Raw genomic sequence first — 23,562 nt, 5'->3', positions numbered from 1 at the left:
TATAATATAACTATAGTTTAAAAAAGTCAATTAAAAATCAACTATAGTTACAATTTAAGTTTGCCAATATCAGGAGAATCCTAATATGACAATGTTTGAGCGTATTAAAAAAATTTCAAAGATGCGAGGATATTCTTTGTCCCAAGTAAACGATAGAGCAGGATTAAAAAATAATGTTATCTATTCTTGGAAAAGCAAAGTGCCCTCAGCAGATAGACTAAAGGCCGTTGCAGACGTGCTCGGCGTTTCTACAGACTATCTTCTTGGAAAAACTGACAAAGAAAATTACTATGATCTAAGCAACACAGAAAAGAAAGATCTGGCAGTTGAGGCTGAAAAGCTTATTGAAGGAATTGAAAATGGAGATAATCTAAATTTTTATGGGGAACCAGCAACTCAAGAGCAAAAGGATCGTTTATTAATTGCAATTAAGACAGCAATGGAAATGAATAAACAAGAAGCCAAAAAGAAATTCACACGTAAGGATTATCGTAATTAGGGGGAAACCACATGAACTACCGTGTCGAAAATGAATTCGATAAAATTAAGAGAACCTATTCTTCTACTACCCCCCACTCACTGGCAGAAGAAGCTCATTATAAGATACTCTATGCTGATTTAGATAAAAATACAGGTGGTTGCACTATTACAAATAGTCGATGTAGCACAATTATTGTAAATAGAAATTGGGAAGAACATTATCTAAACTTCGTCATTCTCCATGAATTTAGCCATCTTAAATTACATGGTGGCGAAAGCGCACCCTTCTATAGAAATATTGGTCTTGATACCTTTATTCCTAAAATGGAAAGAGAAGCCAATTCGTTAGCTTTAAAGATATTAATTTCCATGCAGGATATGACCGAAATTCAAGGCTTGACCAAATACCAATTGCTTAACTACTTAGGGCTACCATTCCAACTGGAATTTTTTTTGAAGTAAAAAAGAACATACGTTTGATAAAGGGAGATTTTATAGATTATGGACAAGCAACAATTTCAAGATTACTTAGAAAAGAATAGCCAGGCGGTTAACTTATTTAACCACAAGGCTTTAGAATTCCAAGAAAGTAAAAATAAGAATCGTCCACCTGCAAGAAGATGGAACGAGGCAAGATTAGAACGTGAAGCTGAAAAAATGCTGAATACTTTTGTAACTAATATCTATGAAAAAATGAAGTCACATATTAATCCAAATAGTTCAGAACCAGTAAAAGAGTGGATTAGTTTTATTGATGAGAACGATATCTTAGATGAATTGGAAGAATCTATTATTGAAATGCAATTTGTATGATATATTAAGATTGTTTAAAGATTACAAGTCCAAATTCTGATGACTGTAAAAGCTGAAATTTGTGGGGGAATTAAAAATGTCAAAAGTTATTAGAGGAGCAGATGGAAAAAGGTATAAGCAGGTTACGCCAACCAATGTTAATCGAAAAAGAACACCCGAAATCGTCCTATCAGCAATTAGTCTTCTTCTTTCCGTGGTATTAATTGGTTCTGGACTAGGAGTTGCATCTTTTGCTGATGCTTGGGGTGGTGGCGGTTACTACACTGGTAAATTTCTTATCGGAATACTACTAGCCATTGTTGCATTTGCACTTACCTTTCTTATTAACAAACATCACACTTTAAATAGTTGGCTAATAATCATTATTGGTGTATTTATTTTGCTAGCTTGTGGAGTTTACGGAATTTTAGGTGGAATTTTCTTTATTGCAACAGGAATTGTAGCCTTAGTTCGCAAATAATTTTGGGGGAATAAAACATGAGTAAAAAAATTCAAGATGAAAATGGCAATACATACGTTGAAGTAAAGCCGTGGTATAAAAAATGGTGGGTCTGGGTTCTAGCTGTTGTAGTTGTGGTATTTCTATTGGGTTCTTTTGGTGGTCATGATAGTAGCAACGCTAAATCCAAAACAACTAATACATCTACAACGGGATCGGCTAAAGGACACAAAACTACTAAATCTGAAACAGGAGAAAAATCTTCGGTTGAAAGCAAAAACAAATCTTTGACAGTTTCATATAAAGACTATGATGTTTCTTCAGATAAAACTTATTCAGTAACTTTCAGCGATTCTTCTTGGGCAAATACTAAGGTTAATGTAGACAAAGTTCAAATATACAAACTGTCTAAAGATCATGCTTACGATTCAGCCAATGATGGTAAATTTAATATTCAAGGATTTGTTAAAGTTCATTTTAATATTACTGCGGGTCGAGATATATCTATCTATCCTACTCAAGGAACTGCAGTTTTTGACAATGGAGAACAGCATGAGGCAGACACTGGTGAAAGTTGGGATGGAGATATCTCAAACGGCGCAACTAAAGAGGGTTGGGTAACATTTCCTATAAAAGCTTTGAACGATACTTCTTCCATTAAATCTATAAGGTATAAATTCGATGCCAATTACGAAACAGATAATTACGATGATGAAAATTCTCACCATACCTATGACTTCACTTTAAATCTACAATAAAAAAACACATCCCCCACTCGCCCAAGCCAAGGATGCGCTAACAGATTACTAAGGGAGCTTACGCTCTTATTAATTATAAAGGAGGTGAAATATTATGGCAAGCTACCGTAAAATGAGTACTGGTTGGAAAGTGACAGTTTCAAAGCGAGATCAAAACGGAAAACTCAGGCAAATGTCTAAAAGTGGGTTTTCAACAAAAAGCGAAGCTAAGGTATATGCTGCCAAAATTGAGTCTCAAAACGGAAGCGTCATAGTTGCCAAGCGTGATGTAGTTTTTTCTGAGTACTTTGATAATTGGTATAAAACGTATAAAGAAAACAGAGTAGCAGCATCTACATTAAATAGGTACCGGGTTACTTCGAGCATTATCAAAAAATATTTCGGCAACCAAAAGCTGCAAAGCATAAAGAGGAATCACTACCAAAAATTCATTAACGTTTTTGGTAAGAACCATTCAAAAGATACCATGCAAAAAACTAACAGCACAGTTAAAGCATGCATACGAGCAGCAATCTTTGACGACATCATTACCAAGGACTTTACTACTGACGTTGAGCTAGTTTATGACAGTGAAAGAACTTTACGAGTTGAATACCTTAATGTATCTGAAATAAATCAGCTTATAAATATGACTGCTAGTAAGCTTTCTCCACGTTTTACAAGCCGATATATGATACTAACAGCGATTTACACTGGAATGCGTTTAGGAGAAATTCAAGCACTCACATGGAAAGATATAAACTTTGAGCGCCACACTATTTCAATTAACAAAGCATGGAACTACCAAGAAGGCGGAGGCTTCAAAAAGCCTAAGACAAGTTGCTCTTACCGCACTGTCAGAGTTAACAAAACACTGTTGGGATATTTGAAGCAACTCAAAACAAACAACTATAAAATGGTATTTGAAAACGATCAAAGCACCATTCCAAGTTCCAATGCTGTGAATATAAAACTGCGTGCGCTATTAGAGGAATGCGGTTTAAAGAAGAAAAACTTTCATTTTCATAGTCTGCGTCACTCACATGTCGCTTATCTTTTATTTAAAGGTGTTGATATATATGCCATTAGTAAGAGGCTTGGTCACTCAGACATGACGACAACAGTTAAAAAATATGCCTATCTGATTGATGAGTACAAAGCCCGCAGCGACGATAAAATTGAATCCTTAATAGACCATTTAGGAGGACAACAACTGGACAACAAAGTGGTATTTATTAATGGTATTTAATGGTTAATGTAGGTTGAATTCGTTGGTTTAAAGGCATTCTTGATTTCTAATAATTATTAAAAATGCGCTTGATCGGAATCGAACCGATGACCTACCGCTTAGGAGGCGGTCGCTCTATCCTGCTGAGCTACAAGCGCATACCAACAGGTAAATTACTAACTATACAAGTATATGAAGATAATTCCGTAAAGTCAATAGTTTACCACATTAGTGGCTATAACATAATGAGCATTTTGACCTGCTTTGTTTCGTTAATTACGTATCAATATATTCTGTTCTCCCAAACTTATCATCTGGTTATTGATTTTCTTTCTTATGGTGCTTTCCTTTATTCAACTGGTCTCTTTTTCTTTTCTTGTGCTTTTTTTTCTCGACCACAACAGGAGGAACTGCTTTTTTCTTCTTACGAGGTGTAGTAGACTCAACTCTTTGCTTAGTTGGTTGCGATTCCCTGACATCATCTGGTAACTCTTCTGTCCGCAACAGCGCCCCACGATAGACAGTTCCAAAATGCAACTCGTAATCTTCGGAGTGTATCAATTGACGAAAGTTCCGCAAATCATGTTCATTACCCAGATTAATTACAATTCCGCTTGCACCCATTCTACCGGTTCGACCAACACGATGAATATACGTATTACTATCTTTTGGTAAATCGTAATTAATAACCGCAGGGAGTCCTTCAATATCAAGTCCCCGCGCCGCAACATCTGTTGTCAATAATAAACTAATCTCACCTTTGCGCAGCTGACGCAAGGCTTTTTCACGTTCCACTTGACGCTGCTGTCCTTCTAATACAGCGACTTTAGCACCCAAGTATTTTAACTTATCCGCTGCATTCTCAATTTCAGTAACCTTTTTGAAGAATACCAGAGCACTGAATCCTTCAAGATTGGAGAGTTTACGCAAAGTCTCAATTCTTTTCCTGACAGGCGTTTCTACCAGAAAGTGCTCAACCTCACCTTGAGTTTGATCATCTGCACGTACATCAAAAAGTTCAACCTCGGTTCCAAACCATTGATGCAACTGATCGAACATCTCTGACTTAGTAGCTGAAAAAAATGCAAGTTGCACAATTCCAGGTGCATGGCTTAATAATGAACGACATGCAACTAAAGTCTGTTCGGTTAACAAATCATCTGCTTCATCAAATACAAATGCTTTAGCATTATGCAACTTTAACTTCTTATTTTCCGCTAATTCAAGCATTCTCCCAGGTGTTCCAATTACAACTTCGGGTGCCTTCTTCAGTTTTTCAATTTGACGCTTTACATTTGCGCCTCCAATCAATGAAAGGACTGTTAGATCGACAAGTTTTGCCCATTGCCTGGCTACTTCAGTAATTTGTGCGGCCAATTCTTGTGAAGGCGCAACTATTACTAACTGAACTCCTTGAGCTTTATCAATTCGTTCAAAAAGCGGCAATAAGTAGGCCAAGGTCTTACCAGAGCCTGTTGGAGCGAGCCCCAATACACTTTTCCCTTCCTTGAGTGGTTCATATACCCGCTCTTGAATTAATGTTGGTTTTATAAAACCTTGTTCTTTAAAATTATCTTCAAATTTTGAATACATCTTTCCCTCTTCTGAGAATATGACAAAAGTCAAATTTTTCTAGCTGAGCTTCAAATCACTTGAAAATTTCTGTTTTTTGTCAAATTTCCCTATCTAAATTCTTTATCTGCCCTAAATGCAATCTTTGCACTTGATCTTAAATCATATAATACACGATTAACTTGTACACTGACCGCTAACCAATCTTCCATCTTTTGCTTATTATCCAGTGACAATGGATCTTGTAAAATACTTGCAAAGGCTGCCACCTCAGCAGCCATTGGATTAATAGCTGACTTTTGTGTTAACACTTGTTTTGTAGTTCCATCAACGGATTGAATATCAGCAAGATCTGCTGCATTGTCCATAATAATAGTTTCTCTAAGTCCATATATTTCACTTGTCAAATATGAATTAGCAGTTTTACCTACATTTAAAGTTACTGTATATTTTGGATAGTTTAGCAATGCCAATCCCTTACCATCAATTCCATTTCGCAGCTTAGTTGCTGTGTAACTCACACTGTCTGGAAGTCCAAACCAACTAACAGCATCATATACAAGATACACTCCCAAATCTTGTAATGCTCCGCCTGAAAAATCTAACGAGAAAACATTTGGTTCATTACCTGCTAAAAAATCATCATACTTGGAAGAATACTTCATATAAGTTAGTGTTGCACCTTGAATGGTATCCATCTGTTTAACTGTTTCTTTGACCTTTAAGAAATTCGGCTCATGAAAATGTCTTGCTGCTTCAAAGTAATAGATATTATTATATCTGCGTAACAGCCTTTGTAAAACCTTCATTTCAGCGGGATTTGAACAAGCAGGCTTTTCAACAATCACATGCTTGCCTGCCAAGATTGCCTGTCTGCTTTGTTCAAAATGTAAGCTATTAGGAGAGGCAATATAAACAACCTCAAAATCTCCTTCAGAAAAGAATTGATATAAGTCCCGATATCCCTTAACATTTTCCGAAAATTCATGCCCAAATTGTTCAGCCTTTTCAATTGAACGCGAGAAAACACTGGTCAGTTCCCACGAACCATTTTCTCGTGCAGCTTCAACAAATTGTTTCGTAATCCATCCTGTACCTATTACCCCTAACTTCAACATGAAAACTCCTCCTTTGTGAATCGCTTTCTCAAAACTATTGTAGCAAAAAAAAGAGATGGAGTATATCTCTGTAGGAATAGTTAATTGCTTATATTCAAAAAAATCCTACTATAATTCAATTGTTATCAAAATTTTTCAGATAATACAATCTTATTTCAAAAAGAATATAATGCTGTTAAAATCTGTTTAAATACTACTTTATTTAACACTTAAATGTTATATTATATCTTGAAATCAATTAAAGTTATTTTTAAGATTAGTGAGAGGAGCGCAATTATCAATGAATCATAAACAACATGCTACTTCAAGATTCAGCCTGCGCAACCATTTCAACCCTCTCGTCCTATTTAAGAAGAAGTCAGCAGAAACCTTGCCTACCTTCTACGTGGGCAAATGGAATTTTACGGATGAATTCAGTGGGAAAGTCCATATGCTTGAGATTGATGCCACACTCAATGTACTCATTGATGGTCGTAAGTTACCTGGAAAAATAACAAAACTAGATGATAAAGAATTAACCTTCATCGATAAATATGGTTATCACCTACGTCTTGATGCCACTGAAAAACATCCTGTAAGTTTATTTGACGAGGCCGATAATCGTGTTTATCCAGTTATTAAGATAAATGGTTAACCTAGCATCTAATTTTTCAGTGCTTAAGCAATAAGATAAATTGCTGATATATCCATCATTCTCTGCTCTTTTCCTATGTTCGCAGGAGGTTTAATTCAATGAAATTATTCACTAATTACATAGACACCCCAATCGGTAAAATGGTTAGTATTAGTGATGATAACTACCTATATTTACTACAATTCACTGATTCAAAAAAACTAGATTTGCGAATACAGCAAGTGACCAAATTTTATAAAGCCGAATTGATTGAAGAAAACACGGCCATTTATCTAACTTTAAAAAAACAACTTGCTGCATACTTCCGCAGGGAAATAAGTTTTTTTTCGATTCCTTTAGTTCTTAACGGAACATCGTTTCAAAAACAAGTCTGGCATATCTTGCAAGATACCCATCCTGGTGAATTTCTTACTTACAAGAAAATTGCAGAGCGTCTTGGTAGTTCTGGTAAATCACAGGCGGTTGGAAATGCAAATGGGGCTAATAAGATTGCAATCATAATCCCTTGCCATCGAGTAATAAATGCTAGTGGTTCTCTTGGAGGCTACGCAGGTGGAAAAGCGCGAAAAGAATTTCTTTTAGGTCTCGAAAATAGGGATATTGTCTTGTTTTAGGTTTAAGTTAGTAATGTTCAAATAGACTTATCCATAATAAATAAGGTTGGGTCAAAATTTAACTTTTGGCCTAACCTTATTTATTTATTCAGGTCAAACGTGTTCCATACGTCAGTCAAGATTATCCATCTAATTCGAAATTCTCCCAGCTTATGTCCCCTCACTCTGTCATATCTGCTTCTTTCTGTAGAGTATCATCCTCTTAGCAAACTCCTACTTAATATTTTTTGTTATCCCATCTGATACACTTACCATATATTTATCAGACAGACCATATTTAGCGAGAATCTTCTTAAGAGTTCCATCTTTTTTCATCTTATTCAATGCTTTATTTGTCGCATTCAGCAATGACTTATCAGAGAAATCCACTGCCGCCCCAATTTGTCCAGTAGCCTCAGATTTGTATGAACCCAACAATTTAAGTGATAGTGATGAATCCTTGGAAAGAGTGTAATCTGCAACTATCCCATCAGTAACACAGGCTGCAATTTTACCAGTATCAACAGCCAACATTAATTCAGTTTGTTTCCCATATACTTGAACATCCTTAACCATCCCTTCTTTCTTCCATTTTTCTGCAATTTCTAGAAATGCTGTCCCTTTTTGTGCACCAATAACCTTGCCTTTTAGATCCGCTAACGAATTGATACTCGAATTTTTGGGAATTACAACCGCATCTCCTTCTTTATACCATACGTCTGTAAAAGCAGCTTTTTGGAGACGATCCTTTTTTATATACATAGCATCTGTCACCATATCTATTGAACCCTTGTCCAATTCGACCAGAAGATTTTCAAACGGAACTTGCTTCATCTCAACCTTCTTTATTCCAATACGCTTTGCAATCTCCTTGATAATGTCTGCATCAATGCCCGTAAATTTCTTTGTTTTTGTGTCAATGTAAGCAAATGGTGCATCATTAGATGAGCCAACAACAAGTACGCCCTTTTTCTTAATCTTTGCAAGAGTATCTGTACCTGACGCTGTTGAAGAACTTGTTGAACTGTTTTTGTCTGAAGAACAAGCAGTTATAAATAATAATAGTGATAAAATACCCAATAATGATAATAATATCTTTTTCTTCATACAACTATCTCCTTTTTTAGTGCAGAATTTTCATTTTTTTCTCTAATAATTTCATCAACTGCGATAAAGGCAAGCTTAATAATAGATATACAACAGCCAAAATTGTATATGATTCGATTGTTTCAAATGTTTGTGATGCATATGTTTGTGTTCGCAATAGAAGCTCACTCACTGAAATGATAGCTAATAATGATGTATCTTTTATCATCATTACCAGATAATTACCCAACACAGGAATACTATTTGTAAACGCCTGCGGAATGATTATCTTCCATAAAACCTGGTAATAAGTAAAGCCAAGTGCTAGGCCTGATTCCTTCTGTCCCTCATCAATTGAGAGAATAGCAGAACGAAACACTTCAGAAATATAAGCTCCATAATTAATTGAAAGTCCTGCAATCCCTGCAGCCACCGCTGAAAATTGAATATTAGCACTACTATTGCCCATTGACTTTAATATACTATCGAGTATTAATGGTACAACATAGTAAATATAGAAAAGTTGTACAAGCAGCGGAGTTCCCCTAACAATTTCCACAATCGTAGCAAAAAAGTACTTGACAATCTTTAATTGTGTAAGCCTGCAAATTGCCACTAGCAAACCTACTACTACCGCAATCAGAAAACTAGAAATCGTTGTTTGTAATACAACCACTACACCTTGTAAGAGTGATGGAACTAAATTATTAAAAGCATCTGTCCAGTTTAAATTCATGCAAAAAATCCTTTCTTTACAGAATACGAGCGAGAAATTCTTGAGTTCTGAGATTTTGAGGATTTTCAAAAATTTCACTTGGAGTCCCTTGCTCCACTATGTATCCACCCTCCATAAAAATCACTCGATCAGCGACATCACGCGCAAACCCCATCTCATGTGTAACCACAATCATTGTCATCCCATCGTTAGCCAACTTTTTTATAACCTTTAAAACCTCCCCAACCAACTCTGGATCCAATGCTGAAGTTGGTTCATCAAATAACAGAAGTTCTGGATTCATTGCAAGTGCTCTTGCAATCGCCACACGCTGCTTTTGACCTCCAGACAAAGAAACGGGATATACATCTTTTTTCTCAAGCAGACCTACCTTATTCAATAGCTCGCAGGCTTCTTCTTCAGCCAATTCTTTCTTCTTCTTGTTTAAACTTCTCGGTGCCATTGTTATGTTGTCCAGTACTTTTTTTAAGTTGAATAAGTAATATCCCTGAAATACCATTCCTACACTTTGCCGATACTTATTTACTTTGATTTTCCCATTTAGGATACTTTGATTTTGAAAGATAATATCGCCAGCCGTTGGTATTTCAAGTAAATTTAAACATCTTAAAAATGTACTCTTTCCTGAACCAGATGGCCCAATAATACAAACTACCTCTCCTTTTTTTATATTCATACTGACATCTTTCAAAACCAAATTTGAGCCATAACTTTTTGAAATACTCCTAACAGACATCATCGTTTCTTCCATTTCTGTACACCTCCTAAACCAGGATATTTTACTTAACACTTAATTCCTCAATTGATTCCTCTAAAATTGTTAGACCAACATTTAATTGGTCATCTGTTATCACTAAGGGAGCTAAGAAGCGAATTACATTTCCATGCACCCCTGCATTTTCTATAATTAATCCCTTTGAAACACAAAGTTGAATTAAAGCATTCACAAATTTAGTAGCAGGCTTCTTAGTCTCTTGATTTTCAACAAACTCAATCCCAATCATTGCGCCCCATCCTCGGACATCTCCGATAACTGAATATCTTGTTTTCCATTCCAAGAATTCTTTTTTGCAGCGTGCCCCAATTTTTTGTGCTCTGGTTATTAAATCCTCATCCTTAATGATCTCCAAGACTTCAAGTGCCGCCGCACACGCAACTGCATTTCCTCCAAATGTGCCTCCAATTACACCCTGTGGTACACTATCCATTATTTCCTTTCTTGCAATTACACCGCCTAACGGTAATCCACCAGCAATTGACTTAGCTACGGTTAAGATGTCTGGTGCAAATCCTGCTTCTTGCCAATAATTTGAAGCAAACATTCTTCCTGTTCTTGCAAAACCACTTTGTACCTCATCTGCAATTAATAAGATTCCATTGTCATCACAAATCTTTCGCAGCGCTTCGACCCATTTTAATGGTGCAGGAATAAATCCGCCTTCTCCTTGAATTGGTTCAAGGACAATTGCAGCGACTTGGTCAGCAGCCGACTCTTCTTCAAAAATCTGATTTATTTTAGCTAGATAATATTCAAGTGCATCTTCTTCTCCTATTCCCTTTGGCAAACGATACATATTAGGAAAATCTGCCCTAAATATTCCATCAGCCAATGGGCCTGTGCCTTTTGCATATGCTTTTTTTGATGTCATTGTCATTGTCAATAATGTACGTCCATGAAATGCACCTGAAAAAACAATTATATTCGGCCTACTTGTATATACTTTCGCGATTTTGATGGCATTTTCATTTACTTCTGCACCACTATTTGCAAAAAATACTTTTACATCTTTTTGTTTCTTAACTGGAGCAATTTCGGCAAGCTTTTGTGCCAACATTGTATACCCTTTATGTGTAACTATATTGAACATTCCGTGCAGGTATTTCTCACTTTGTTTTTTTACCGCTTTAACAACACGTGGATTTGTATGTCCTACATTTAAGACGCCCACTCCGCCTACCCAGTCCAAAAATAAATTTCCATCTGGATCTTGAATAATTGCACCTTCTGAATTTTCAATCACTACAGGATACACACAGCCCACAGAATTAGGAACATATTTTTTTCGTTCATCTAATATTACATTTGCTTTAGGACCTGGTAACTGTTTAGTTATAATTTTTGGCAATCTTGTACTCAACATCTATAATTCCTTCTTCCATTGACTTGTAAAATATTAGATATATAATGATAAACAAAAAAAGTTGGTGTAAAAATGGCTATAAATTTCAGATCAGTCTATTATGCAACTAAAGAAAAATATGAAATGAATCTCATAACCGGCAGTACTGGCCTAGATAAATTGTTTAGCTGGGTCCATATCCTGGAAAATATAGACACTATGGATTATCTGCACGGAAACGAGATTGTTATAACTACTGGAATAGGAAAGAGTTCCGACTCTTGGCTTTTTGAGTATGTCCAAAAGGTAATCTCCTCTGGGGCAACTGCCCTAATTATTAACACAGGGCAATTTATTAACGATATTCCCAAGAACATAATTGATCATTGTGGTAGAGAAAATTTTCCTCTAATCACAGTCCCTTGGAAAGTGCATTTAATTGATATAATTAGAGACTATTGCAACCGAATTTTTGCAAGTGAACAATTATCATATAGTCTTATGGGAAGCGTCAAGAATGCAATCTTTCATCCTAACGCACCTGAAACATTCGAGCGACAACTTGAAAGAAACAATTTCGACCTACATTCCGATTACACTATTCTCGCGATTAACAGTAATGACCTGAATATTTTAAAGATTGATTCTAAACTTTATGGAAAACTTCGGCTTAAAGTTGAGGTTGAACTAAATAAGTTTGCATTCATTAACTGTATTTTCGATTATGATAGTTCCTTCTTCATCGTGATTAATAGTGCAACCAATATTTCAGAATTTGCTAACTCAATTGATAAAATGCTGAAAATTAATTTCAAGGAATATCATTTCAACATCAGTGTAAGTTCAACAGCTTCATCCATTTTTGAATTGCATCGTTCATACAAACAAATTGAATATGTTAAGTCTCATATGCATAAAAAATCTTCAAGTTCAGTTTGCTTTTTTGAAGACAATGGGATAAATGAACTCATTTTAGCCGTTAATAATTATCAGCTTCTTGAAGATAGTGCCCTAAAAACATTGGAACCTCTTTTGAAATATGATCAAGAAACTGGTACTCAATACTTAGATCTTCTCAAACTATATCTACAAGAGAACTGTAGTGTTAAAGCTGTTTCTGAAAAAACATATACCCATCGAAACACAATTAATTATCGTATCAAACGTATCAGAGATTTATTGGGTGTAAATCTTGATGAGAACGAAGAACGTTTTAAACTAATACTTGCATTTCACATTATGGATATTTTATAATTTTTCCCATCTCCTTTTCGTTGTAAGCATATTATCATAATTATTCATAATGTGACATGTATCGAAGCATAAATATACTATTGAAAATTTGTGCTGGAGCACAAATTCACTTTTCTTTTTTCATTTTTATCTCCCTTAAACTTATTTTTAAAAAAAATAACGTTATCATTCAAAAAATGTGTATAAAAAATCTAGGATTAATTCTGACTGAGAACAGCTTTTGCTAATCTCATTATCAAAATTAATTCTAGACTTTTATGTGTAGTTCTAAAACTTTATAAAATTAAATTCAACTATTTTTTATACTATTACAACTCAGTATCTCTCAACTCAGCCTATTTTATATATGCATTTTTCCAGACAAATCCACCAACTGCTAGCTCTTTTGCATGTTCCTTAACTGTCTCATCAACGTGCAAGCTTCCAATCTCTTCTTCCCCTTCTACAAAGAATTTCAAATTCACAGGAAGACCGCCATTTTCCTGAAACCACTTCACCATTACTAACCGCGTCATAAGTTCATCTTCATCATCACTAGCTCCTCTAGCAATCAATTTTCCATCAACAAAAGTTAGTTTAAACGGCTCTGTCGTCCATTCGTCTAATGATCGTGCGGGCTGCACATCATAATGGTTGTAGAATAGAACTGTTTTTGAGCTTTTTCCTTCAAACTCCGCATAAACAAATGGATTTTGTCCTTTTCTTTCCCATTTTTCAGATTTCTGCGCTCCTAATTGTTCAAAAGTTTTTACTAACCAATCGCTAGTTTCTTTAATTCCTTTGTTTTCCGCAGAAACGCTTGGAATTGCAAGATAATCAAGAAAATCGTTAAGCTGATTTTTTTCATAATTATGTATATCTTTAACCATGATAATTCACCTTTCTCACACAAAAAAGCACCCTAGTTTATCAGCAATGATAAAACTACGGTGTTATATTGAAAGGTTTTATTCTACTCCATTAAGATTAAATTTCAATAGTTAATTTGGATTTAATATTCAAAAAGTAATTACTATTATTCATTTTACTTTTTAAAGCCAAATTATCTTTCAAAATTATCACACAAAAAGAACCTGCTTTTTACTTATGCAGATCCTTAGTAAATGTTTATACTGTGACTCAATATACCACAATTTATCCTAGAAATTTTTTAGGTCATCAACAATCAGCAGTTTCAAATATATGTTTCAGTTCTATCATGCATTTTATAACTTAATACTATAATGTGTACCCTTCAACGCTGCTTTTAAACTTTGTTCATCAAAATCACCTGCAACAACTGCATTTGCATTAGCAAGACTTACACCAACCTTGGTTACTCCAGCAACTCCTGAAAAAGATTCAGTCACCTTTTTCACACAACCATCGCACTTCATACCAGTAATTTCATATGTTTTTTCCATCATATTCCCTCCTTATTCTTTTTCACGCTTTTTTAGACGGCCTAAAAGATCTAAGACGCAACGCATTTAATAAAACTGAAACCGAACTAAAACTCATTGCAGCCCCCGCAATCATTGGGTTAAGTAATGGCCCACCAAGTAAAAATAGTCCTCCCATTGCCACTGGAATACCCAATATATTATATGCAAAGGCCCAAAAGAGATTCTCTTTAATATTGCGAATAGTTGCCTTGCTTAACTGATATGCAGTGACAACATCCAGCAAATCATTATGCAACAATACAATATCTGCCGCAGCAACTGCCACATCGGTTCCTGAACCAATCGCAATTCCAACATCGGCTTGTGCCAAAGCAGGTGCATCATTTATTCCATCGCCAACCATTGCAACACGTTTGCCTTCAATCCGTAAAGCCTGCACTTGCTGTGCCTTATCCGCAGGCATAACCTCACTTTTAACTATTTCTATCCCGACCTGTTCTGCAATTGCAGATGCAGTTTTGGCATTATCGCCAGTCATCATAATTACTTCAAGTCCTACTTCTTGCAATCTAGCAATTGCAGACCGGCTTGAACTCTTGATAGAATCTGCAATCGCAACAATTCCCACTAATTGTGTACCCAATGCTAATAATAACGGTGTCTTTCCTTGCAATGCTAACCCATCAACTTGTTTTTTTATCTGAGATACATCAATCTGCTTTGCCATCATCAGCGACTCATTGCCTATACTAATAGTATCTCCAGCAATAACTGCTTGAATTCCTTTACCCGCTATTGATTGAAAATCTGAAGCAGCTCTTATCTGTACATCATGCTCCCGCACATAAGCCATAATCGCCCTTGCAAGAGGATGCTCGGAATTGTATTCTAGCGCAGCAGCAAGTTCTATAACTTTTTTTTCTGTAAAATTATTAAAAGTAAAAATATCAGTAACACTTGGAATTCCGGTTGTAATTGTCCCAGTCTTATCTAATACAACAGCTTGGACATTTTGCAACGACTCAAGAGCTGTTCCACTCTTAAAGAAGACTCCACTATCCGCACCCTTGCCTGTTCCAACCATTATTGCCGTTGGTGTTGCTAATCCAAGCGCACATGGGCAAGCAATTACTAAAACGGCAATTGCAATTGTCAAAGAAAAGCTAAATGATTCATTACCAATAAAGTACCATCCAAACCCAGCTAATAAAGCCAAAATAATTACCGTTGGTACAAAAAATGAGGATACTCGATCCGCAATTTTTGCAATCGGAGCTTTTTGTGCCTGTGCATTCTCTACTAACTTAATAATTTGGGATAAAACCGTTTCTTTTTGCTTTTTTGTGACTTTAAGCTTGAAGGAACCTCCTTGATTTAAGCTCCCTCCAAATACATTATCTCCAAGCTTCTTCGTTACTGGCATGCTTTCACCTGTCAATAATGATTCATCAACAGTTGAATTTCCTTCAATAATCTGGCCATCAACTGGAATCTTCTGTCCTGGACGTACAATAACAATATTTTCGATCTTTATGTCAGCTAGAAGTCGCTCTTCTTCCCGGCCATCAACTATTACGTTTGCAGTTTTAGGTGCTAAATCCAACAGTTTCTTTATTGCTGTTGAAGTTTTTCCCTTTGAAACTGTTTCAAAATATTTTCCTAGTGTAATTAATGTCAGAATTGTTCCTGCAGCCTCATAGTATAAGGTATCAGAGTAACTATACTTACCTAAAAAAACTTGAGTTGTTCCAAAAACACTGTACACTAGCGCAGCACCTGATCCTAGAGCAACAAGTGAATCCATATTGGGATGCCCTTTTAACAAAGTTTTGAATCCAATTCTGTAATAATCAAAATTCAAGATAACCACAGGAATTGCCAATATCAGTTCAACAGCAACAAAAAGCCGTGGGTTAGAATCAGACCGCATAAAATCAGGCAGCCAAAATCCCAACATTGAGCCCATTGCAATATATAAAAGTGGAACTGTAAGGATAGCGGAATAGACAAATTGACTCCATAGTTTATTTATTTGTCGTTCTTTGCTAAATGTCTGTTGTTCGATCTCATCAGATGTTCCAACGAGTAACTTGGCGCCGTAACCTGCTGCAATAACCGTCGAAACAATTTTTTGCTTATCAAGTGATTCTGGCTCATACACCACATTCATCTTTTCAGTTGTCAAATTTACACTAACATCAGACACACCTATTAGCTTGCTAACTGCTTTTTCGATTGTCAACGAACATGATGCGCACACCATTCCATCAATTGCATAATCTTCACTTTTCATTGATTATTCACCTCTATCTCGCAATCTTCAATGTCATTGCGTTCAAAGCAACAATAACCGTCGAAAGTGACATTACAATTGCCCCAACTGCTGGGCTCAAAACAAAGCCTATTCCGGCAAGAAGCCCAGCTGCTAATGGTAATGCAATAATATTATACCCGGCACCCCACCATAGATTTTCAACCATTTTGCGATTTGTTGCCTTTGCAAGATACAAGAAGTCCAAAACATCTTTTGGATTACTCTTAACCAAGATTACATCTGCTGAATCAATTGCCACATCGGTTCCTGCGCCAATTGCAATACCAATGTTGGCCCTCGCTAAGCTTGGAGCATCGTTAACCCCATCACCAATCATCATCACATTATGGCCTTCATTTTGATACTGTCTAACAATCTTTTCCTTAGCTTCCGGTTTCAAGTCTGCCTTGACAGTAATTTCACCAAGTTGTTGCGCAATTTTTTGTGCAGCCAACTCATTATCACCGGTTAACATAACGGGTTCAATCCCTAATTTGTGCAGCTCTGCAATAAAAGACTTTGACTCTGGCTTAATTTGATCGCCCTGTGCAGCAAGGCCCAGAACTTTTTGATTGCTTATCAAGTAACTAATTGAATTTCCTTTTTGGGCCAAGTCGGTAAATTGTGCTTGCTTAAAATCAATATTATTTTTTTTCAAATAACTTGCCGTTACAATACTGTATTCATGACCACCAATTGTACCTGTGACACCCACACCCTTAATCGTCTGAACATTAGCTGCCGAACCTGCTTTTAACTTTCTTTCCCTTACTTCTGCGAGAATACCTGCTGCCAGCGGATGGCTTGAATTTGCTTCAAGTTGTGCCATTAAACTCAAAATTTCGTTATCTGAATAATTTGAATGTAAGCTTTTAACTTCATTTACCTTAAAAGCACCCTCAGTTAAAGTCCCCGTTTTATCCATTAAAACGATATCCAAGTGCTTGACTTGTTCTAAAGCTGTCCTGTTTCGAATTAGTAATCCATGCGTTGCTGCCAACGAGGTACTTCTAGAAACAACAAGCGGAATAGCTAATCCTAACGCATGCGGACAGGCAATGACTAACACCGCAACGGTCCGATTAAGTGCAGTGCTCATGTCTGCGAGATTCAACCAAACTAAAAAGGCAATAATCCCAATTACCAATGCGGCATAAAATAACCACTTTGACACCCGATCGGCAATAGATTCAGCCTTTGATTTATCTTGCTGTGCTTGACCAACAAGTTTGCTGACCTGTGCCAAATAACCATTTTCACCAGTTCCAGTAACAGCAACAAGAAGTGTCCCATCTCCATTCAAGGAACCACCAATAACTTTATCCTGCTTTTTCTTCAAAACCAACTTGGACTCACCAGTTACCAACGATTCATTCACAGAGCTCATACCATCGACAACCTTCCCGTCAGCTGGTATTTTCTCTCCCGCTAAAACTTTAATCTGCTGCCCTTCTTGCAACTCGCTCAACATTACATCATGTGTTTCACCGTCTTCAAATACATGTGCTTCACCGGGCAACAGAGCTGCCATCTTCTCAAGCGCATTACCCGCGTTCATTGTGGCATTCATCTCAATCCAGTGTCCTAATAACATGATGACAATCAAACTTGCTAATTCCCAAAAGAAGTCCATTACATGTGGCATCCCAGTAACAAAATGATTCATGATAAAAGCGTACAAACTATAGATATAAGCTACACTAATTCCCATTGTAATCAGCATCATCATTGCTGGATTTTTTTCTTTTATTTCCTGCCATGCTCCTGTATAAAATGGCTGCCCACCATAGAAGAAAAGAAATGTTCCTAAGAACAAAACTAACCAGTCTGATCCAGTAAATGATAAATCAAAAGGAAGTTCAATTCCCATAAATGACGAGAGTACAAATATCGGTAAAGCCACAATAAATGAAATCCAAAATTTCCCTTTGAGATTACCCATGTGATGCATAGACCCCATCTCATTGTTCATTTGACTGTGGTCCATTCCTGACATCTCATGATGGTCCATCTTATCGTGATTCATTCCCGACATGTTATGATGCTCCATCTTACCGTGATTCATTCCTGACATGTTATGATGCTCCATCTTACCGTGATTCATTCCTGACATGTTATGATGCTCCATCTTATCGTGATTCATTCCTGACATCTCATGGCCTTTCAGCTTCAAATTTTTTTCATCATCATTCTTCATATGCTCAACCCTCCTGATTATTTTCTGGTAAGTCTAACAGCAATCATCTTTCATTCCTTCGGGTAAACAATCACACTTTATCACTTCTGGTGCTGTTTTGCTTTTTTGTACAAGTACTTTCTGTAGCTCTTGGATATCCGTACGACTTAATTCCAACTTGGAGAGTAATTCAATTACAACTTTGCCTTTTTTCATATTACATAAATGATCAAATAACTCCGTAACATTCTCATTCATCGCATCTTTTTCTTCAATAGTCGGATGATAAATGAACTTACGCCCATCTTTTACAGTCTGCAAAATTTCCTTATTCACAAGTCTTCTTAACAAAGTCTTGACTGTCGATTCTGTCCAAGAACGTTTTTTCTGTATCAATTCAATTACCTCTGAACTACTTGCACCACCCTTGGTCCAAATAATTCGCATTAATTCCCATTCTGCAGGACTCATTTTTGTTGCATCACTTGCAGTCATCCATGTCACTCTTTTTTTGTCTACGCTTGTAACCACAAATATATGGTAATCCTTTTGTTTACACTTGTCAACACAAAAAAGCCCCAATGTTAATTAATCACTTTTCATCAATTAACACTGGAACCATTTTTAAATTTTACTCTACATTTATTCTGACAAATTTTCAATTAATTGTTTGACATCTTTAGTTCGCATTACATCGCAATAAATATGATTCATAATTTTTAATTCCGCCTCATGTACATCCATTGTTGCTCCTGCACAAGCATCTTCAGCAACAATAACATTAAACCCACGATCTGCTAAATCTCTCACCGATGTTGCTACACATTGATCTGTAACAACACCGGTTACTATTACTGTTTTAATCTGCAAGTTATTCAATAATTGGACATATGCTGTTCCATTAACCACGCTATCTGTTGACTTTTCAACAACTATATCTTCTTTTTCAGGAGAAAGTGCATCAATAATTTGTGCTCCATAAGACATTCTTGGTAGTAAAATATTATTCCATCCTGGACGTCGTTGTACAGGAGAACGATCTCGACCGTCCTTTCTAAAACTTGCAATTCGAGCATAAGACACTAACATCTCTTTTTTACGAAAAAGATCCAATAGCTTTTTGTTATTAGGAACAACAACTTGGTTGATACGTTCATAAAAAGGTCGCCATTGCTCAAAAGTTCCTTCTTCTTTGAATTTCACTGCATCTCCAGTATTATCAAGTACAAATTCGTTCTGCATATCCACTACTAAAAGAATTGTACTTTTCCTTTCAATTGAGTAAACAAAAGCGCCACTATTGTTTGTTGAGTAATATAATGTATCTTCCATCCATACACCTCTCTATTTGACTTTCAGTTTAATCTTCTCTTATATGAGACTACCCATCCTATTAATATCCAAACAACTACAATGTATGGAAACAAATTCATCGGAAAGTCTGGAACAGGCCAAAGATTACTATAAATAGGATAAATCAGTACACAAGTTCCCATGATTGGTGAAAATAAATGCTTCCAAAAAGAGAAGTACTCACGATGATGCACAAAAAACTTGATTGCGCCAATATTGACCATCACATAAACTAACAATAGTGATAATGTACCTAATGTACCACAGTAATTATAGAAATTAGTTGGTCCAACCCTTAATCCAAAAATTATATATGCAACTAACGCAATTACAGAAACTGTATCTAGTGCATGTTTAGGGGTTGCAACCAATGATCTATCAACTGAAAACCAAGACGTAAGGTAACCATTATCAGCCAATGCTTTCATCATAAAGGCCGCTGCATTCATCGCCCCTAAATAGCAGGCAAAAAAACTTGTACAACTTGCAAAGTCAATAAATACAGCCATATAACTTCCGACATATCTAGTGGCTAAATAATTTAACGGCGCTGATGAATTAGCAAGTTTTGCAATATTTTTTGTTCCAAAACCAATAACTTGTGCATAACTGACAATTACATAAAAGATAACTGCAAAAATTACAGTTCCTAAAATTGCAACAGTAATTGCTTTTTTTGGCTTTTTTGCCTGTGGTGCAACTGTTGCAGCTCCTTCAAAGCCGGCAAATGATAATAAAGCAAAAACCATCCCAGTTCCCAACCCACTTAATGGTGTGCCAGACAAAGTAAATGGCTTTACTGAGTTACCATTATTACCGCCAGAAAAAATAATTATTAGCGCTAAAATTGCCAAAGCTGCAACAGAAATTAATTCAAGAATTAAGGCAAATCTTGTTGAGAATTCAATACCCTTATGGCTTAACCACCAGCCAGCAACCAATGCAATTACGATATAAACCGGAATTGGTATACTAATATCAAAATGTTTTAAGAAAACATCTGCAAAATTCGAAAATATACTCACACATCCGACCGTGAAAGCAATATAGGTAAGTGTTAAAGCCCAACCAGATAGAAATCCAATTCGTTCACCAAATGCTTTAGAATTATAAGCATATGCTGAACCTTCACCTGGAATATGATGTGCTAACTCAACAAAAGATATTCCAACAAAAAAAATTCCCAAACCGCCTAAAATAAACGCCAGTGGAATCGCTGATCCCGTTGCTGCTGCCGTTCCTGCAGTATTAAATGCCATCGCCCCTGTTGGTGCAACAACTGCTATTGATAAACCAAAAACTTCTAATAAAGATAACTTTTTCTCTTCTCTCATCCTTTTTCCTCTCATTCCATGTCCATAGGCTATCCTCTTATTAGTAGATAATACGATGTATTTCTGCAATTTTTTTCGGTTCCATTCCATCATAAAACTTAACTTCTGATTTCTTAACTTTGCAATATGCTTCTAACAATTTATTTGGTAATACTTTCTTAAAATATTTATCAGCTATAAGTTCTTCAAGCGCTTCAGTAAGGGAATTTGGTAATTTCTTAACTCCGTATTTTTTTCTTTCTTCTGCTGATAATTCTGCTGGATCCACATCTAGAGGCTGATTGGGTAAGATTTTGTTTTTAATTCCATCAAGACCAGCTAACAGTATTCCTGCAATAGCCAAATAAGGATTAGCAGAAGCATCACTGGCTTTCAATTCAATATTTATTGAACTTTCTTGATTTCCCCAAAAGGTTGACGGAATGCGAACTGCAGCTTCGCGATTATCTTGCCCATATGTTGCATAGGCAGAGCTCCATTCTCCCGGTTGCAAGCGCTGGTATGAATTAACTGTTGGACAAGTAAGCGCAACTACCGCCTTTATGTGCTTGAGTAATCCCCCAACAAAGTACTTACCTAACACACTCAGCTTCATCTCATCAGATTCATCATATAATGCATTTGAATCAGCTTTAATATTCCATAGTGAAAAATGAATGTGTCCACCATTTCCTTCAGTTGTAAGAATTGGTTTTGGTGCAAATGTAGTAAATAAATTATGTTCTTTTGCAATCGTCTTGATTGCTCGCTTAAATCTAATCTCATTATCCGCTGCGCTTAACAAATCTGTTGGTTCCATTGATAACTCATGTTGACCAAAACCAGCCTCAGGATAATATTGTTCTGCATTTATTCCACTCTCTTCAAGTGTTTCTAAAATATCTGGTAGCATTTGATAAAAAATGTCAGTTGCATCAATACTAAAACAAGGATGTTCGTCAAGTGGTTCCAATTCGTTTTCTTCATTTTTTTTGAAATAAATAAATTCATTTTCATATGTTCCAATTGTTTTCAAGCCTAAATTTGCATATTCTTCAAGAACACTTTGTAATAATAATCTAGGATCAGCTTCATACAGGTTTTGCGCTGTATCGTAATGATTGCACATCAATGTAGCAATTTGTCTGACGCCTGGGACTAAAGTTAGTGTTTTCAAGTCAGGAATCAGTCGTACTTCACCCACTGCAGACATTCCAGGAATATCTTGAAGTTGATCATGTGCATTCATGCCTAACATTGCTCGTGTAATTCCAATTCCACTTATCAAGTGATTACCCAATTTCTTAACCGTGATAGTTTTTCCACGTGTAATTCCATTATAATCAACGTAAACAAATTCTAAGAGTTTGATATTATTAGTAGCAATAAAAGCCTGTGCTCTTGCAGTTTCTTCTAAATTTTGTTCAATCATCCAAACTCCTCCTCATTATTTTTATGAATATTTATAACTTATGCAGATATAAGTATGTTTTCATATTTATCATTATCTTTCTAAAACTACAGTATCTACATAGCATAATTTTCAATGTTTCAATATCTATTTTATGTAATTATACATAAACTATCTATAATAACAATATTTATTCATTATTATTTAGTATAAATTAAAAAAGATGGCTTTTAATTTTTTTTCCATCTTTTTTTGTTCATATTTAATTTTAATCTAAAATCAATCGTTAGCTAATATTTCTACTTTTATTTTTAATACATTTATCTTATCTTTTTAATATTTTCGTTTCTCATCACTAACAATTTCAACCTTAATCCTATCTGGATCTTCAAAAAATAATGTGTACACATCATTACCACTTGCATGAGGGTAGCTGTCTGCATACAACTCACTATATCCTCGTTCATGAACTTCTTGGCGAATAAAATCAACAGTTTGGGGAGACTCAACATAAAAGGCTAAATGATTTAGTCCCACCGCTGTTCGATTATATTTTGGCTCTATCTTGTCGGTCTGTACAAAAACAATATAGGTGTCATCAAAGCGATAGCTTACTCCATCCGCCCATTTCTGAAAAAGTTGATAATTGAGCTTGTCAATCAATAACCATTCCCAAAAGTTCCGTGTTTCCTTCAAGTTTCTCACGTATAATTCAATATGACTAATTGTACCTGTTTTTTTCAAAATTTGAATACTCCTAATATTATTTGTTAATACTAGACTAACACACATAATATTAA

24 protein-coding genes and 1 tRNA gene are annotated in these 23,562 nt (G+C 35.8%); 9 read left to right on the top strand and 16 right to left on the bottom strand.

Annotated elements, in window-relative coordinates; translation table 11 throughout:
- The first annotated feature begins 85 nt into the window (after nucleotides 1-85).
- The 6 genes from ABF682_RS04270 (at nucleotide 86) to ABF682_RS04245 (ending at nucleotide 3,718) form a co-directional block, all read left to right on the top strand.
- Nucleotides 86-499: a helix-turn-helix domain-containing protein gene (locus tag ABF682_RS04270; RefSeq protein WP_228889604.1), complete on the top strand. Its 414-nt coding sequence runs from the start codon at nucleotides 86-88 to the stop codon at nucleotides 497-499.
- 11 nt (nucleotides 500-510) lie between these two features.
- Nucleotides 511-942 (top strand): ImmA/IrrE family metallo-endopeptidase, encoded by a 432-nt coding sequence (locus ABF682_RS04265; RefSeq protein ID WP_228889607.1) that lies wholly within the window; start codon nucleotides 511-513, stop codon nucleotides 940-942.
- Nucleotides 943-981: 39 nt separating this feature from the next.
- Nucleotides 982-1,293, top strand: a complete 312-nt coding sequence (locus tag ABF682_RS04260; protein WP_228889610.1) for a hypothetical protein — start codon at nucleotides 982-984, stop codon at nucleotides 1,291-1,293.
- A gap of 76 nt (nucleotides 1,294-1,369) precedes the next feature.
- A complete protein-coding gene (locus tag ABF682_RS04255; protein ID WP_228889613.1) occupies nucleotides 1,370-1,753 on the top strand; it encodes a hypothetical protein in 384 nt (127 codons plus the stop codon).
- Between the two features lie 17 nt (nucleotides 1,754-1,770).
- Entirely contained in the window at nucleotides 1,771-2,490 is a 720-nt protein-coding gene (locus ABF682_RS04250) for a hypothetical protein (protein WP_415614975.1), read from the top strand.
- 94 nt (nucleotides 2,491-2,584) lie between these two features.
- A complete protein-coding gene (locus ABF682_RS04245) occupies nucleotides 2,585-3,718 on the top strand; it encodes a tyrosine-type recombinase/integrase (RefSeq protein WP_415614973.1) in 1,134 nt (377 codons plus the stop codon).
- A 63-nt stretch (nucleotides 3,719-3,781) separates the two neighbouring features.
- On the opposite strand, the gene ABF682_RS04240 is transcribed toward ABF682_RS04245, so the two are convergent.
- The 3 genes from ABF682_RS04240 to ABF682_RS04230 all read right to left on the bottom strand — a co-directional run bounded on the left by ABF682_RS04240 (nucleotide 3,782) and on the right by ABF682_RS04230 (nucleotide 6,387).
- A tRNA-Arg gene (locus ABF682_RS04240) sits at nucleotides 3,782-3,855 on the bottom strand.
- A 160-nt stretch (nucleotides 3,856-4,015) separates the two neighbouring features.
- Nucleotides 4,016-5,290, bottom strand: a complete 1,275-nt coding sequence (locus ABF682_RS04235) for a DEAD/DEAH box helicase (RefSeq protein ID WP_415619098.1) — start codon at nucleotides 5,288-5,290, stop codon at nucleotides 4,016-4,018.
- Nucleotides 5,291-5,379: 89 nt separating this feature from the next.
- Entirely contained in the window at nucleotides 5,380-6,387 is a 1,008-nt protein-coding gene (locus ABF682_RS04230; RefSeq protein WP_415619097.1) for a Gfo/Idh/MocA family protein, read from the bottom strand.
- A 259-nt stretch (nucleotides 6,388-6,646) separates the two neighbouring features.
- Between ABF682_RS04230 and ABF682_RS04225 the strand changes: the two genes are divergently transcribed.
- Both ABF682_RS04225 and ABF682_RS04220 read left to right on the top strand, forming a co-directional pair.
- On the top strand, nucleotides 6,647-7,021 hold the full coding sequence (locus ABF682_RS04225) for a DUF4828 domain-containing protein (RefSeq protein ID WP_415619096.1): 375 nt from the start codon (nucleotides 6,647-6,649) through the stop codon (nucleotides 7,019-7,021).
- 98 nt (nucleotides 7,022-7,119) lie between these two features.
- Nucleotides 7,120-7,635, top strand: coding sequence for a methylated-DNA--[protein]-cysteine S-methyltransferase (locus tag ABF682_RS04220; protein WP_289979402.1), 516 nt, complete (start codon nucleotides 7,120-7,122; stop codon nucleotides 7,633-7,635).
- A 213-nt stretch (nucleotides 7,636-7,848) separates the two neighbouring features.
- Here ABF682_RS04220 and ABF682_RS04215 read toward each other — a convergent pair whose 3' ends face one another.
- The 4 genes from ABF682_RS04215 to ABF682_RS04200 are packed head-to-tail and all read right to left on the bottom strand — an operon-like array spanning nucleotide 7,849 to nucleotide 11,577.
- Nucleotides 7,849-8,721, bottom strand: a complete 873-nt coding sequence (locus ABF682_RS04215) for a substrate-binding periplasmic protein (protein WP_289979405.1) — start codon at nucleotides 8,719-8,721, stop codon at nucleotides 7,849-7,851.
- A 16-nt stretch (nucleotides 8,722-8,737) separates the two neighbouring features.
- Nucleotides 8,738-9,436, bottom strand: a complete 699-nt coding sequence (locus ABF682_RS04210) for an amino acid ABC transporter permease (RefSeq protein ID WP_415619095.1) — start codon at nucleotides 9,434-9,436, stop codon at nucleotides 8,738-8,740.
- A gap of 16 nt (nucleotides 9,437-9,452) precedes the next feature.
- Nucleotides 9,453-10,175, bottom strand: a complete 723-nt coding sequence (locus tag ABF682_RS04205) for an amino acid ABC transporter ATP-binding protein (protein WP_415619106.1) — start codon at nucleotides 10,173-10,175, stop codon at nucleotides 9,453-9,455.
- Between the two features lie 40 nt (nucleotides 10,176-10,215).
- Nucleotides 10,216-11,577 carry an aspartate aminotransferase family protein gene (locus ABF682_RS04200; RefSeq protein ID WP_415619094.1) on the bottom strand — a complete coding sequence of 454 codons (1,362 nt, stop codon included), beginning with the start codon at nucleotides 11,575-11,577 and terminating at the stop codon, nucleotides 10,216-10,218.
- 72 nt (nucleotides 11,578-11,649) lie between these two features.
- Between ABF682_RS04200 and ABF682_RS04195 the strand changes: the two genes are divergently transcribed.
- A complete protein-coding gene (locus ABF682_RS04195) occupies nucleotides 11,650-12,810 on the top strand; it encodes a PucR family transcriptional regulator (RefSeq protein ID WP_415619093.1) in 1,161 nt (386 codons plus the stop codon).
- Nucleotides 12,811-13,145: 335 nt separating this feature from the next.
- Here ABF682_RS04195 and ABF682_RS04190 read toward each other — a convergent pair whose 3' ends face one another.
- From ABF682_RS04190 to ABF682_RS04150, 9 genes are all read right to left on the bottom strand, one after another.
- Entirely contained in the window at nucleotides 13,146-13,679 is a 534-nt protein-coding gene (locus ABF682_RS04190) for a M20/M25/M40 family metallo-hydrolase (protein WP_415619092.1), read from the bottom strand.
- A gap of 336 nt (nucleotides 13,680-14,015) precedes the next feature.
- Nucleotides 14,016-14,213, bottom strand: a complete 198-nt coding sequence (locus ABF682_RS04185; RefSeq protein ID WP_289979416.1) for a heavy-metal-associated domain-containing protein — start codon at nucleotides 14,211-14,213, stop codon at nucleotides 14,016-14,018.
- A 22-nt stretch (nucleotides 14,214-14,235) separates the two neighbouring features.
- Complete coding sequence (locus ABF682_RS04180; protein WP_415619091.1) at nucleotides 14,236-16,488, bottom strand: heavy metal translocating P-type ATPase; 2,253 nt, start codon at nucleotides 16,486-16,488, stop codon at nucleotides 14,236-14,238.
- A gap of 13 nt (nucleotides 16,489-16,501) precedes the next feature.
- A complete protein-coding gene (locus tag ABF682_RS04175; RefSeq protein WP_415619090.1) occupies nucleotides 16,502-18,706 on the bottom strand; it encodes a copper-translocating P-type ATPase in 2,205 nt (734 codons plus the stop codon).
- 33 nt (nucleotides 18,707-18,739) lie between these two features.
- On the bottom strand, nucleotides 18,740-19,180 hold the full coding sequence (locus ABF682_RS04170; RefSeq protein ID WP_289979419.1) for a CopY/TcrY family copper transport repressor: 441 nt from the start codon (nucleotides 19,178-19,180) through the stop codon (nucleotides 18,740-18,742).
- Nucleotides 19,181-19,327: 147 nt separating this feature from the next.
- Nucleotides 19,328-20,017: a cysteine hydrolase family protein gene (locus ABF682_RS04165; protein WP_415619089.1), complete on the bottom strand. Its 690-nt coding sequence runs from the start codon at nucleotides 20,015-20,017 to the stop codon at nucleotides 19,328-19,330.
- A 23-nt stretch (nucleotides 20,018-20,040) separates the two neighbouring features.
- Entirely contained in the window at nucleotides 20,041-21,372 is a 1,332-nt protein-coding gene (locus ABF682_RS04160) for an APC family permease (protein WP_415619088.1), read from the bottom strand.
- A gap of 40 nt (nucleotides 21,373-21,412) precedes the next feature.
- The gene (locus ABF682_RS04155; protein WP_415619087.1) at nucleotides 21,413-22,783 is read right to left on the bottom strand and encodes a glutamine synthetase family protein; all 1,371 of its coding nucleotides are present in this window, start codon (nucleotides 22,781-22,783) and stop codon (nucleotides 21,413-21,415) included.
- 312 nt (nucleotides 22,784-23,095) lie between these two features.
- Nucleotides 23,096-23,506, bottom strand: coding sequence for a VOC family protein (locus ABF682_RS04150; RefSeq protein WP_415619086.1), 411 nt, complete (start codon nucleotides 23,504-23,506; stop codon nucleotides 23,096-23,098).
- Nucleotides 23,507-23,562: the final 56 nt, after the last annotated feature.

The organism is Liquorilactobacillus sp. (genome assembly GCF_047719775.1).
Lineage (GTDB): Bacteria > Bacillota > Bacilli > Lactobacillales > Lactobacillaceae > Liquorilactobacillus.
This window is presented reverse-complemented; position numbering and strand designations above follow the sequence as displayed.